The organism is Arthrobacter sp. NPDC058288 (assembly GCF_042880995.1).
In the GTDB taxonomy this organism is placed as follows: domain Bacteria; phylum Actinomycetota; class Actinomycetes; order Actinomycetales; family Micrococcaceae; genus Arthrobacter.
This window is the reverse complement of the sequence record NZ_JBHVYH010000008.1, coordinates 67,904-81,567: the sequence shown is the minus strand read 5'-3', so window position 1 is coordinate 81,567 and position 13,664 is coordinate 67,904. Positions and strand designations below refer to the sequence as shown.

The 13,664-nt window shown below is 60.5% G+C and carries 11 protein-coding genes and 1 pseudogene; 8 read left to right on the top strand and 4 right to left on the bottom strand.

Translation table 11 applies throughout. The features are described 5' to 3' along the window. Positions 1-9: 9 nt before the first annotated feature. The 4 genes from ACFVWT_RS18595 to ACFVWT_RS18580 all read left to right on the top strand — a co-directional run bounded on the left by ACFVWT_RS18595 (position 10) and on the right by ACFVWT_RS18580 (position 2,936). Positions 10-261: a hypothetical protein gene (locus tag ACFVWT_RS18595; RefSeq protein WP_043438973.1), complete on the top strand. Its 252-nt coding sequence runs from the start codon at positions 10-12 to the stop codon at positions 259-261. A gap of 94 nt (positions 262-355) precedes the next feature. Continuing rightward, positions 356-1,381: an ATP-dependent 6-phosphofructokinase gene (locus tag ACFVWT_RS18590; RefSeq protein WP_028271809.1), complete on the top strand. Its 1,026-nt coding sequence runs from the start codon at positions 356-358 to the stop codon at positions 1,379-1,381. 69 nt (positions 1,382-1,450) lie between these two features. Next, a complete protein-coding gene (locus tag ACFVWT_RS18585; protein ID WP_390250400.1) occupies positions 1,451-1,723 on the top strand; it encodes a hypothetical protein in 273 nt (90 codons plus the stop codon). A gap of 442 nt (positions 1,724-2,165) precedes the next feature. Continuing rightward, positions 2,166-2,936 (top strand): hypothetical protein, encoded by a 771-nt coding sequence (locus tag ACFVWT_RS18580; RefSeq protein ID WP_390250398.1) that lies wholly within the window; start codon positions 2,166-2,168, stop codon positions 2,934-2,936. A 375-nt stretch (positions 2,937-3,311) separates the two neighbouring features. Here ACFVWT_RS18580 and ACFVWT_RS18575 read toward each other — a convergent pair whose 3' ends face one another. Then, on the bottom strand, positions 3,312-4,022 hold the full coding sequence (locus ACFVWT_RS18575; protein ID WP_390250396.1) for a hypothetical protein: 711 nt from the start codon (positions 4,020-4,022) through the stop codon (positions 3,312-3,314). 877 nt (positions 4,023-4,899) lie between these two features. Here ACFVWT_RS18575 and ACFVWT_RS18570 point away from each other — a divergent pair. Both ACFVWT_RS18570 and ACFVWT_RS18565 read left to right on the top strand, forming a co-directional pair. Further along, positions 4,900-5,202 (top strand): hypothetical protein, encoded by a 303-nt coding sequence (locus ACFVWT_RS18570; RefSeq protein ID WP_390250394.1) that lies wholly within the window; start codon positions 4,900-4,902, stop codon positions 5,200-5,202. A 51-nt stretch (positions 5,203-5,253) separates the two neighbouring features. Further along, the gene (locus tag ACFVWT_RS18565; RefSeq protein WP_390250392.1) at positions 5,254-5,427 is read left to right on the top strand and encodes a hypothetical protein; all 174 of its coding nucleotides are present in this window, start codon (positions 5,254-5,256) and stop codon (positions 5,425-5,427) included. Between the two features lie 335 nt (positions 5,428-5,762). Here ACFVWT_RS18565 and ACFVWT_RS18560 read toward each other — a convergent pair. Next, positions 5,763-6,083: pseudogene (locus ACFVWT_RS18560) on the bottom strand (helix-turn-helix domain-containing protein); the annotation flags it as partial. A gap of 1,045 nt (positions 6,084-7,128) precedes the next feature. Next, positions 7,129-9,573 (bottom strand): hypothetical protein, encoded by a 2,445-nt coding sequence (locus ACFVWT_RS18555; RefSeq protein WP_390250390.1) that lies wholly within the window; start codon positions 9,571-9,573, stop codon positions 7,129-7,131. Between the two features lie 553 nt (positions 9,574-10,126). On the opposite strand from ACFVWT_RS18555, the gene ACFVWT_RS18550 reads away from it, so the two are divergent. Further along, complete coding sequence (locus ACFVWT_RS18550; RefSeq protein WP_390250388.1) at positions 10,127-10,309, top strand: hypothetical protein; 183 nt, start codon at positions 10,127-10,129, stop codon at positions 10,307-10,309. Positions 10,310-11,502: 1,193 nt separating this feature from the next. On the opposite strand, the gene ACFVWT_RS18545 is transcribed toward ACFVWT_RS18550, so the two are convergent. Next, positions 11,503-11,985: an HAD domain-containing protein gene (locus tag ACFVWT_RS18545; protein ID WP_390250386.1), complete on the bottom strand. Its 483-nt coding sequence runs from the start codon at positions 11,983-11,985 to the stop codon at positions 11,503-11,505. A 677-nt stretch (positions 11,986-12,662) separates the two neighbouring features. Between ACFVWT_RS18545 and ACFVWT_RS18540 the strand changes: the two genes are divergently transcribed. Continuing rightward, entirely contained in the window at positions 12,663-13,625 is a 963-nt protein-coding gene (locus tag ACFVWT_RS18540; RefSeq protein WP_390250384.1) for a hypothetical protein, read from the top strand. Positions 13,626-13,664: the final 39 nt, after the last annotated feature.

Here is a 13,664-nt window from a genome sequence, read left to right as displayed (position 1 = left end):
AGTGGATAAATGCAGACAGAGAATTCCACCTGCACCGACTTCCACGAGCATGTACCCACGCAGCACGATTCCATCACCATCCACGTCCACACGCGATCCCACTTGGAGGCCGCCGTGGAGGCCGCCGTCCAACAACTCTCTGCTCGTGCGAGGTACCGGAAGCAGGGAATTCTGGTAACCCGGACGGCTCCGGGAACGGTCATCGTAAGCCTTGACCCAAATGTTCCCTACGGCATGAGCTACGAACGAACAACCTGGTAGTACACGAAGGCGATAGGCGAAATCAGCCTCATGCCTGTCTTGGGCTTTTCTGATGGCCCCTTTCCAACATGGCAACTGAACCTAGGAATCACGCATGAAAATTGGAATCCTCACCAGCGGTGGTGACTGCCCCGGACTGAACGCGGTCATCCGCGGCGCCGTACTCAAGGGCATCGCCATCCACGGCCACGAATTCGTGGGTTTCCTCGACGGCTGGCGCGGCGTGGTGGAGGGCGACATCATCGACATCCCCCGCACCATGGTCCGCGGTATCGCCAAGCAGGGCGGCACCATCCTTGGCACGTCCCGCACCAACCCCTTCGACAACGGCGGCGGCCCGGAGGTCATCAAAGCCCACATGGACCGCCTGGGCATCGACGCCATCATCGCAATCGGCGGTGAGGGCACGCTGGCGGCCGCCAAGCGCCTTACGGATGCCGGGCTGAAGATCGTCGGTGTTCCCAAGACCGTTGACAACGACCTGGACGCTACGGACTACACCTTCGGTTTCGACACCGCCGTGCAGATCGCCACGGAGGCCATCGACAGGCTCCGCACCACCGGCGAATCCCACCACCGCTGCATGATCGCCGAAGTGATGGGCCGCCACGTGGGCTGGATCGCGCTGCACGCCGGCATGGCCGCAGGCGCCCACGCCATCCTGATCCCGGAACAAAAAGTCAGCATCGAGCAAATCACCCAGTGGGTAAAGGAAGCCCACCACCGCGGCCGCGCACCCCTGGTGGTCGTCGCCGAAGGCTTCGTTCCCGAGCATATGGATGAGGCCCATTCTGAACGGGGCCTGGACGCCTTCGGCCGCCCCCGGCTTGGCGGCATCGCGGACCAGCTGGTCCCGGAGCTGGAAGCCCGCACCGGCATCGAAACCCGTGCCACGATCCTTGGCCACATCCAGCGCGGCGGCGTCCCCTCAGCCTTCGACCGGGTCCTTGCCACCCGGCTGGGCATGGCCGCCATCGACTCCGTGGTCGAAGGCTACTGGGGCACCATGGTCGCCCTGAAGGGAACAGACATCCAACATGTCGCCTTCGAGGAGGCCCTGGGCCAGCTCAAGACCGTCCCACAAAACCGCTACGACGAAGCAGCCGTCCTGTTCGGCTAAGCGCTCAAAATACAAACATCATCCGAACGCTTTGCTACCCGTCACAAATTTGCTCAGCATCCTGCTGCTATGAAGCTCGAGGACGAGATGCCAACAAGCATGACGCCGAATCAAGACCAAACAAACATCCACTCTTTCGCATCGTGGCAGCCTATTGACGACTGGACTGTGCTGACCGGCCAAGACGTCGAAGTTCACATTCGCGGCAGCGTAACCGACCGCGGCCGCGTCGAAGCTGTCATGGCCGACGGATCTCTACTGTGGCTGATGCAGGACGGAGCCCACAGCCGGCGCGTCGTAGAACAACAACCAGGAACGTACATCCGCCGTACCTGGATCTGACGGCGATCGTGTTGGGGGGAACTAGATCTGCGCACTCAAGCTTCAACCGCCCGCGGCGCATTCGGATGGTGTAACTCCGAGGGCTTCTCGTCAGTGAAGGGCACACCCCAACCTGACATCAGGCAGATGGCCGAAACGTTGTCAGAATAGGGTTGATTTGGGCCATTCTGACAATTGCTAGAGAAGGTCTCAGAACCAAACCGGACGATCGCCGGCCGAACGCAGCTCGCTCAGCTCAGCGGGCGCTACAGTTTCTGCCCTTGTTCCTGTACGGGAGCCCGGCAGGCTGAAACTTACCGGTTTTGAGGCTCGATCACCAGATAGCCCGTTGACCGCACTAACCGCCAGCCATTGGCACCTTTCTCCCGCAGGAGAGCGACGCCCGACATGTCAGCCTCCGTACAAGCGGACGATTGCTGATGGCAGGTACTACCGTGTGGGTATGGAACCTGGTCACAAGCCCTCAGTTATCAGCCGGCTCCTGGACGAGGTGTCGTGGGAGGGCAGCAACGTGAAGCGCTACAGGGACGGCGGCCGCGGCATGGAAAACCCGCTGACTGCAGAGGTCTTTCAGGGCCTATCTAACCTCCCGCGAGACCTTTTCCTCGGGGAAGTCCTGCGTTGTGCCCATGGCGCCGACCAAACCCGACTTGCGGCCGCCAAGGAGGCTGAAGATGCTGACCTTGACGTACTGCCGGGCAGTCTCCAGCTACCTGCCCTCAAAATTGATGTCCAGCCGGACGTGTGGGTAACCGGCCCCGCGGTTCAACTTTTAGTGGAGGCCAAAGGCTTTAGGCGGGGCGCGACGTTCAACGTCGAGCAGCTTCCTCGGGAGCTGCTCTGCCTACAGGCGCACAGCGGCAACCGCACACCCTTGCTCCTGCTGGTCCTGACCACTCCCCCACCCATCAGGCTCGCCGGCAGCGGCCTCCACGAGGTCGACCCTGGTGTTGCCGTGGGCCTTGAGTCCCTGTGCGCCCGCGCGGGAATGACCGCTGAAGACTATGAGGTTTTGTTGGCCTCAATTCCGTTCTGTCTCGCATGGATAACCTGGTCTGAGATCTACACCATTGTCATGCGACAGAAAAGTGCTCTATCGGGTCTCCCCTCCAGCATCGCTGCGTCCCTCCACCGGACCGCTGATGGCGTAGCCCAAGCCATCAAATGGCACTCGGGTGGCCTTGCCTCCAATTCTGTGGCGGTCATCGATTAGGCCTTGGGTTGACCGATGAGCATAAGACTCGGAAACCGTGGCTACGGGAGGCTGTGAATCCTCCACCCCGCAGGCCGAAAGCCATGATTACGTCGGCTTACGCTCATAAAGGACTGAGGTGTTCCTCAACTGGCGAAGCTCCGGTCAAATAGCGGTTGACCGGAGCTTCGGTTCATTATGCCCAGCCGAACCTTCGGTTTCGCTGGGAATGCAAGTGAAAGGAATCCCAGCGGCCGCCTGGGGTCTGGGCCAAACATGCGCACGTGCCCGCCCTCTCTCCGACGGCCCTAGGAAACGTCTGCTGAGAGTCCGTCTGTCGCTGTTCCCCGCCGACTTTCACGCCGTGAAGAGAAGTCGGATGGCGAGCGTAGGTGGCTAGTGCACGAAGGCCGGAACGAAGGAGTCGTTGAAGGGCTCGAACCAGTCTTTGAGTTCCATGGGGGCGAGGCCGAGCTGTATGTTGAGTTCGACGTCGCCTTCGAAGCCATCCATAGCGTTCTGGTAGAGCATTTCGCTGTCGGTGTCTTCGAGCATGCGTTCTTCCAGCCGGCCGCGCCAGCCATCATCCAGGTCAAGCCCGTACAGGTCTTGGATGACCTCCACCTGGTCCAGCAGGCACCGGACGGCCAGTTCCTGGGCCACGCAGGACGGATGGGTCCAGCCGCGGACCAGCGCACCGGTCATGTCGGCGGCAATGACCAGGAACCTCTGGGCAAACCGGACATCGTATTTCTCGGCGTGCCTGGGCGGCAGCCCGGACAGGACCAAGCTGCCGGCAATGTCCTGCCGAGTGACTTGGACGAGGCTTCGCAGCTCTGCGATGTCCTCGAATAGCTGGTCAATCAGGACGGCCGACGCTTCCCAGAGCGCACCAGCAAGAAGCTTTGCATGGACAAGGCTTTTGTCCCGCTGCTCCGGGGGGACCGAGTCCATCCATTCCAGTTGCCAGGTCTCCAGAGCGTCCCTTTCACCGGCACTGAGGTCTTCAGGACGCGGCTCGTACCCCAACTCCTCAAGTCTGATACCGGTCAGTTCCTCACCGATGTGGATCAGGTACTCGACATAGTTCTCGTGCTCCGGACTCATGCGCCTGATGCTACAGGTCCACACCGACGGCTCCTGCAGGCATCCGGAACAGGGCTTGGTGGGATTACCGCCGCTCCTCCGATTGTGCAGACAATGTCTGCACAACAGGCGTGCTCATGCGGGGCTCCAGGGCCGCCGAAGCGGAACCTCTAGTTGGCGACACTCCCGGCTGAGCGGACACTCCGGTGATTTCCGGTGGACAACGGTACGGGACTTGTTCACAGGCCCCTGACCGCGCCCGGTGTTGCCGGTGGACACGCTGTGTGCAGCCGCCGGCGGGGCTGATTTCGTCTCCCCGGTGTGTCGGCCCCGCGCCCTACGATGGATCCCGGTTGAAGGAACAGGTGGTCTCAGGTGAACGAACAAGGCAGTGGCAAGGCGACCCGGATCCAGGTCGCGGGACTGTGGATAGCGGCCTCCAGCCTGGCACTAGCCCTACTTCGCACAGTCTTGGACGTGCTCGAAGTGCTCGGACGATGAGCAGGGGCGCCGGGCGGGCGCCCAGGATGAATCCCGGCTCCCGTTCGCCCGTGACGGTCCTCTCCTCCATTACCCGGAGCCGATGCCATTTACCCCTCAATTGTCCAGACGACGTCTGGACAATTGGAGGGAAGAACTTCGGAGCTTCCGGCGCTCCCCTCCGCTTGCGCTTCCCGACCCCACCGGTCTTCCGGGCTTGGGGGGCTGTACCCATCCGTACTCCCCGCAATCTGGCGGAACGAGTCACAAAGACCCCGGGCACTCGGAAGCAACATCGCCAATTGTCCAAAGTTCTTTGGACAATTGGCGGATTCGTTTGGCATCCACGTCTGCGTCTTGCTCGACACGCGCACCGTGTGCGCACCCCGATCGGGGCGGGCAGTGCCACCATCAATATATGAGCGCTCCTACCGTGGATGCAGCGATCAACGACCTTTTGGACTGGGCGTGGCACGCAGTGTACGAACTGCTTGCGGCAAAGGGGCTACTCGGCGAAGGCCTAGACGTCGGAGATTACACCGGGATGTCGTCCTGGGTGGATGGCCCGACCAGGTACACGGTGGTGCACTCCACGGCAGTGGCCATCCTGTTCATCGACACCGACCCGGTTGACGCCATCACATTCCACCGGGACCTTCTGGGCTCCGAGGATCCGAAAACATTCTTCGACATCATTACGACCGCACGCCAGGGACGTTGATATCCCGCAACCCACGCACGAATCCCATGCCGCTCAGGAAGAAGAACAGCCGTGAACGACCTCTCGACGCTGAGCCTCTCCCTGACCTATGCCGGCACTCTCGGGGTAGCCCTGCTGATATTCCTCGGACAGGCCGTCGTATTCACCGCCCTGCTGGTCCTCGCCGGGTCCCTCAGCCTCCTGGCCTGGACCGGCCGCATCATCACGCGACGACGCCGGACGTAGGAACACTCAACCCTTGGGACAGCAGAACTAACGCCGCTCCTTACACCTGGTTCAGCGTGTCTGTCCCGCATCTTGCGGGCAATGTTCGTACTCTCAAGGCATGCCACGGGGAAGAGCGGGAAATGAGCCGGGAGCCCGTCATCCCCTTGCCGGTCAGCTGTCGATCGATGACCTCCTCAGGGACAGGTACGACCTGACTCCCCAGCTCCCGCTGTATTGGACCCCATACGAGACCACTCCCCAGCCCTCCAATCTCGACGCAGCAGGGAAATGAGCTCGCGGCTGCAGGCGCTTTGGCGTGCGGCGATGAAATTTCTTCGGCGCCAAGCCATTTCTCAGTGGAGGGTTTCGAGTTCGTGAATCCGCCGGTACAGGGTCGCCCGGGACATCCCCAGGTCCTAGGCGACCTGGACCGCCGGTTCGCCGCCGTCGACCAACCGCCGGGCATTCAGGATCTGGCTCCTGGTGAACTGTTGGCGGCGGCCGCCAAGGTCCTTGCCCGCGGAGCGGCGTTTGGTAACGCTGTCGTTGATCCGTTCCCGTTTGATCTCCAGCTCCATCTGCGCCAGCGCGGCCATCACGGTAAAGGCCATGCCGCCCATCGGGGAGACGGTATCGACGTTCCCGCCGCCCAGGTTCAGGACAAGAGAACCTGCCTATGCCGAGTAGCCGGCATCCTTCAACTTTTGGACGAGCGCATCTCGCATGCCGGTGAGCCTGTAAACGGCGTGGCTATCCCCTTCGGCTTCCTTCTCCCCTATCCAGCTGGTAGTAGAAGCGATAGTTTGCCTGATTTGTTCTGGGGTAAAATCCATGATTCCCTCATCTCGTATTGAAATTGATATACCAAGGTCATTCATTGAAGCTGAGGCGCGCGGGGTGGCGGCAAGTCACTGCTGCTGCAGAAAACGTCTCGGTCCATGGTTAACATGACCAAGAAATCATCGATCCTAATGACCCCATCCAAGCATTCTTTTGATAGTTCCGTTCCGGCCAGCTATAGCTCATAGAATCGCAGAGGCTTCCCACTCATTCGAGGGATCCGATTCAATGGCCAATGTCCCGGCTGGTGTTACAGCCGGACATGTCCCTCAAGTCGGCTCTTTCGACACATTGAAGGGAACCCACTTATGCGGTCGGTTGTAGAACTTGCGAAAGGGAATCTAATTCACGGATGCGCAATGGGGACACTTGACGCTCACTCCGTTCCACGAAAGCTTTCCCCAGAACGTACGGTTGCATGATCTGCAGCGGTGAGCTTCCGTGTACTCGGTACTTCTGTTAGATGCGGCTGTCACTTCCATGAAGTTTTCCTTTCGAGGTCCTTTTGCGGTCGATCGACGATGTGATTTATCGACTCAAAGCCGACTGCTGCACCGGGAAGCTGCGGCGTCCGGCTTTTGGTCTTTGCGCCATTCAGGGTTTTTCAGGGCTCTTCCACTCGTATTTGCAGAGCTGGCAAACGTACTTGTACCAGCCTTGGCTGTCAGGGTTTCCGATATCCATTCCGGTCTTCTTTGCACACTGAGGACATGCTTTGGCCATGTGGAGCTCCTCTTTTCACCTGCCGGCGGGCAGGCCTACTAATTGATATGGCGGGTCCGCCGATGTCAGGTTGGCCCGTGTGTCCTCCTGCAGCTTCTAGCAGCAGGGGATCAGATGTCAGAAGAGGCTGCACCCCCTTAGATGTTCTTGACGAAGTTACCGCCAGGTTGCGCTGACGGGATCGATCAGTTCAGGGCGCCCGTTCTCGATTGCGGCAATGGCTGAGCCGTAACGGAGCCACGCGGTTGCCGCATCTCCCGTGATTGTTCCATTTGCGACTAGATTGCTAGTCGTGTTGCGCAGCCCCTCAAGCCACGCCGCTTGTCTGCCCCAGACTTCCTCGTTATGGGATACAGCGACAAGTGCCGCGAGAATTTCCGGTATGAGGGCAGATGCATCGTGCCCGGCCTGGGTGAGTTCTATGGCTTTGTTGAGCGTAAGGACGAGGATCCTCTCAGCATCATCGGCCCATCGGCCGGGGCTCAGGTGTTCGTGCTGGGTGACGGGGTCGGAAAGTCTGGCGCTGAGCTCAGGATGTAGTGCAAGGGGGTGAACGGGTGGGCGGCCCAGCCACCGGGCTTCGCGGACGTCGCGTTCCAGGGACCTGCCGGTGTCCAGAAAGACGTCGTGCACGAGAGTCCCATTGCCATCTTCGAGTCTGACTCTTGCGGCGCGGTTTCCTACCCCATGCTTCTGCTGGTACTCGGTGGTGACTCCGGCCGGCGTGCTGACCAGTATTTCGCGGCCATCCGGTGATACTTGAGGACTCCACGTGTACGGGTACTCAGGTAGGACCGGAACATCGAGGGATATCGGGGCGAATGAGCGAACGTAGGCGTTGAGTGCCAGGCTGAATAGACGTGGCGTGGCGGATCCGTTGTTGTGTTCGACGGTGAGCAGGCACGACTGGCCATCGGGCCACCAGTCGGCGTTGCCGACATCCAGGCGGAGCGACTTGCCGGTTGCGGTCTCCACGAGCGTGGATCCGCGGCTGTCGCTGATCAGCACCCATGTTCCGTCGGCGTTGAAACGGATTGGTTCTGCCCCGCTGATGTGTTCAACAACGGTAAGCAATTGTCGTTGTCCGTCCGGGCCGTAAATTGAAACTGCCCCGGTGGAACCGCCCAGGAATTCAAGAGCGGCGACTGTTCCGGTGGCACCGTCCAGGTCGACGGAGTTGACATTTGTGCTGGCATCGAGGGGTGCCAGAGCGCCTGTGGTCAGCGAACCCACATATATGTTGTCTGACGGCCAGTAGAGTCCTCCCGCGTGTCCTTGTTCGGTGAAGCTGAAGGCGTTTCGGCCATCAATCGCGCCCAGGTCATGGGCAGGCGGCATGTCCCATACTTCGTGAGTGAGGTGGCCGGTTGCGACGACGCGGCCGGACTCGGTGTCGACACTGGCGGACTTGACCGTGAGCCATGTCGAGGAGATGAGGTCTTCTCCAGATGCCCTCCACGCATACTCGAACCCCGATCCGCGCTCGGCCTTCAACTCACGGGCGAGTCGATCTACCGAATCGAAGGTTGATTCGCCCTCAGCAATCGATTCGCGGACACGTTCGGTTGTCGTGAACTCCGCTGCGGTCACCGGCCAATTGATTCCGCGCAGGACGACGCCTCCGCCCGGACCTGCTGCCAGCTTGTCCCAGATGGACCGGCCATCGGGTTCCGGCGGAAGGCCGGGCGCATTGGCTTGGCGAAGCTCGGCGAGGCCCGCAGCGAGATCATCAACCAGCAACTGGGCGTGTTCCAGGAGCTCTGTCTCCTCGGTGCCAGGTCGCAACGACCTGGTAAACACCACGGCTTCGTCCCAGCGCTCCAAGGCATAGGGACCTCGCGCCGCCAGCGAATGAAGCCGGTCGATGTCGCCACCTGAGACGCCGCCAAGGGTAGTGACGAGAACCGGAAATCCCTCGTTAAGGCCGAGGAAGACATCCACAGAGTCTCCGTCGATGTCTTGAAACTCCTGCTTGTACAGATCAAGCCCCGTGCGTTGCCACGCACGCGCGGCGCGCCGGACCGACGCGGGGATTGTGGGAAAGGTATCAGCATCGGCGATGTGCCTGAATTCTTGAACTTCCCATACGGGCGCCACATCAGCGGCTTCGATAAGCGCAACGAGTTCCGGGCTTCCGGACCCCCGGGACACCAACTGGCGGCTCAACGGCGAATGCGCCCTTTCAAACGGCTGCAAAACAGCTTCCATCAGCAGGCTGACATCCGAACTGGGAGAACCAAAAACAATGACCGCCGACCCCAACGGACCGTCCACCGCAGCCCAAACGGTCTCCGGGTCTTGATCTAACCTGGCGAAGCCACGCCCGGCATGACTCGAGCGTCCGAGGACCGGCGCAAGAGCTGCCGTTTCGTGCAGAAGAACTTCAACCGGGACCTGTCCGCTGAGAACTATGCACAAGCCTGTAGCTTCCAGGAGCCCATAGAGAAGTTGGCGCGGATCATCTGCTGCCAAGCCGGGGCTACGAAATGGCACAGACTCGTCGGCTTCTGCCGCTCGGTGGACAGGTTGTGGCTCAGGACTTGGTTGTGCTTTCTGGGAAGGTTGTGGTTCCGAACGATTCTTACGGCTAAAAAATCCCATGGCCTTCGCCCCACTCTCTTTTATGGCCTGCAGTTTCCCCCACCCTCTACTGACCAGCAGTTGCTAGCGAAAGCGTGTAAGTGACTAATAGCACATAGTCATGGCGCGTAGTTAGGAAAAGATGTGAAATGACCGTAGTAACTGATTTATGTAGTCCTTCCGGTCTGATCCAAACGGATCACCACTCTCGGATATGACGCTCCGGATTCATTGAAGTGAGGATAAACGAGGTTCTCGTTTGACCGGGGAGAGTCTGGGCAATAACACCTACAAGGGCCTTTTAGGCGGCAAAGTTCTGATACCCCGTGATGAAAGACCCTCAAATTGGAAGTGAGGTAAGGATCTTTGGCTCAGCTAATAACAACCACAACGGCAGGCCTTTTAGAGCACAGGCAGTCGTGAAAGAATCCGCGCTTCGTTTCTGTCGCAAAGATGCAGCGTTCGATCATTTTTCGTAACCTACGGCCATGTTGAGCAATTCGCTTTCGAGGCGTGTGATCTGCGGCTAGTCTGCAGTTCAACACGCGGTCGCAGGTCAATTGAGGGGGAAGCTATGTCGGACAAGGGAAGAATCAACGAGCAGATTCGCAGCCTGAAGGGAATCGTGGCGGAGCAGGAGAATGCCCTCGCGTCAGCGAAGACCGCGCACGAGCGTTCACAGCAGCAGAAATTTCTTGAGCTCAACCGCACCGAGATACGGAATCTGGAAACGGCGCTGCGGAACGCGAAGGACTAGCGCAATGTACCGATCTGCATGGCCGACGCCGCAAAGGGTAACTGGACCGCGATGAGAGGAATTTCGAGGCGCTATGGCCTGGTTTAGTCGGCTTCTTGGTCGATCGACTGCCGAGCAACTAACCGGCCGGGATACTCCCGTGGCACTAAGGCCTTCACTGACTGAGGATACGAAAAATCTGGCGCTCTCCTTTGCTGAATGGTCAGACCCCCGGTCCGCCCCGCCGTCAACCGATTGGGAACGGCGGCTTCACGCCTATGCCCGGAAGTGCGCGGACCAGCTGCGGGACGCGAAAGTACCCAAGTTCAGATCGGAGTGGCCACGGGGTGGGGCCGACACATTTGTAAATGCCTTCTGGCTGGTTGCCGTGGACGTTGAACGGGCGGACCGATCCTGGAACGAACACGTCATCCACCGGGTCAACGAATCGCCGAAGGGGCACCCGCCGCCTCCGGCGGAAGGAGACATGGTCGGCAGATTCAACGGCCCTGCACTTCTACTGACAGCATCCGGGATGCTGTGCACCGCCAAAGCGGAGGGCTTCCTGACCCGACAAGGCGGGGTTCGCGACCACGAAATGGACATCTCTTTCCGTGATATTGGCGTCGATCTCCGGCAGTTGCAATCCCTTGACTGGGGTTGGGGAAATTCGGGCAGGTGGCGACGGTATCCCCAAGACGACCTCAAGGCCTACGGGCTGCAACTCACTAGCCAATCGATTCGGTTCACTGACAAGTGGCGCCCGGGCACCAACCAGAACACAGATGGTAAAGGGACCAGCACGACCCTTAATAGGTTTGTGCGTAACGGAGGCTCCCCGACGTGGCCGCGGAACTTCGTCAGCTTCGACTACGACTGAGCTGACTGCTAGAACTGTCCGCAGGAGTTCTCTCGGCATATCCATGGAGTTCATGATGGATGGCATCGGCAGCCCGCCGGCTTCATTGGCTAGCGGCAGTCTGGGGTCTGTCCACGAAGCGCCCGTCGCGCCGAATGACCGCCAACGTCCCATCCGACTGCAGGAAGCAATTGAAAAGGAACTGCACGTACTGCCAGCGGTGAAGCTCGTCATCGGTACCCATCGGGTCGGCCGGACCTGGTTTCACGGAACCTCGGTCATCTGGAGCGAAATCGAGTGTGCGCACGGCGTCGAAACCAACTCCCTATGGGGGCTGCAGGTCTCGGCGGTCTGCCTACCGGCCGCCACCCACGAGGGACTCCACGGATGCTACCTGCTCCCGGGTCAGGCCTTCCTCCGGCGAAGGCTTAACGAGGTGGACGGGCACGCGGGAATCGTGGGCCCATTCCCGGACGTCAGGACCGAGGGCGTCATCGACCCAAACCACAGCATCCCAGTCCGCCTCGCCGAGGGCCTCCATCCGGGTCAGCCAGCGGACCACTGACCGCAGTTTCGGAGTGCGCTCATCGCCGTCGCCGCTACGCAGCGCCAGCGTTACGCGCAAGGGTGTCACTTCAAGGTGAAGTTGTGATTCCAGGTCGGCCAACAGATCCGCCGGCCACGTAGACACCCATGCGATCCGGCCACATCGGGCAAGTCTTCTGACGAGGGCGAGCCGGGCGTTATGCAGAGATAGCTCAGGCCGGTCTCCGCGGACAACAGTTCGTACCACCGGGTTGAGCACGCCGTCGATGTCGAGGAGGATGATCGGGTTCATGAGGTGACCCTAGCTGACTAAGTCCTAATAGTTTCAGATGTGCAGGCGATGGGTTAAAGCTTGCGGTCTGGGTTGATGCCCCAGCCGGGATGGCGGCGCAGGCCAAAGTCTGACCCCGCCCCGCTCACGTACGCCTTCGAGGGTGCGTCCGCCGCGATCTTCAAGGCCGAGCTCGGCCTTTCCGCTAGTCAAAGACGCATTCGATCCGCGGATGTCGCCGGGTGGAACTGTCCGAGATCGATAAATTTGAGCGGCTTTGTGAGCGAGTTTCCGCACAAATCCGCAGAAACTCCGAAAACGATTTTGCGTTGCCCTGCGGTCTGTACGGTCACAGGTGTCGGAGGTTCTCCGGCCTGGTTCGCACCCCACCCCAGGAGGACACTGTGAAACTACTAGACCACTCGGGACTGTTCCGCAGTCCGAAGATGGCCCCCGCGGGTCGAGGCACTCCCCCAGTTTCGCGCTTCGTGCGGGTTCTGGCCGGCACGGTGATCGTTGGGATCGTCTCCCTAGGCGCCTCTGCATGCACCCCGCCGAAGGATCCTGAAAAGCTGGTGATCATTGCCGGGCAGAGGGAGGGAACTCCCCCATTGTTCACCCGGTCCGGCCAAGCATCGGCCCTGGCGCTCCCGTCGTTGGCCTCGGCCCTTAAGGAACGTCTATCGAGAAGTGTCGAGGTGTCGGTCGTCCCCGCAGACGGGGACCCGAAAGCGTCCGCGTCGTTGAAGCTTGACGTGGACGAATCCAATCCGACGACTGTTGACACCTCGATCCGGCACAACACGCCCAAGCTTGCAGCAGCAGTTCTCTCAGCTAAGTCACGCGTACCCGAGGCGAACCAGCTGGCCGCCCTCGGGCTCGCCGGGCGCGCCCTTACCGGAGTCTCCGGCGCAACTATAGTGATCGCCGATTCAGGGATTCCCACCGCCGGTGCCCTCATGGCACAAAATGGCCTCATCGGAACCGCTACCAACCCGACCCAAATCGTCCAGCAGCTCAGGGAGTCTGGGAGCATCCCGACTCTGGCAGGCGTATCTGTTCACTGGTTCGGTATCGGCCAAACAGCCAGCCCCCAGACCACCCCACCGGGATGGGCCCAGGCCAAGCTTCGGGACCTCTGGTCCCAAATCATCGAAACCGGTGGCGGTACCGTCACATTCCACGATGACCCTTTTCCTCCCGGCTCACCTCCCCCGGACCTGCCTGCTGTGACACCCGTACTCTTCAATGAAGCCGTTGCCGAACCGATCGCGCTGGTCATCTCGGACGAACAGGTCGCCTTCCAGGAGGACAGCAGTGTGTTCGTCGAGGAGGCTGCTGCGAAGGCGGCCCTCAAAGGTGTCGCAGACCAACTCGCCGGCCGCCCGCACGGCACTCTCTACGTGACCGGCTGCACGGCGTTGCCGCCAGGAGCCGACCCTCAACGCATGATCGACGTGGCAACAGACCGCGCCGTTGCCGTGGGCAACCAGCTAACCGCCCTTGGTGTCGGCAACATACAAACACGGGGATACGGGCCGCATTGCCCGGGGCGTATCCCCGATATTGGCCCGGACGGCGGGCGAATTCCCCAAGCCCAGGCGCAAAACCGCAAAGTTCTCATCACGACCGAGGACATCGACCGCGAAGAAGCGAAGTAGCCGTCGTGGACATCACGAAACGCAGAACAACCCCCTTCG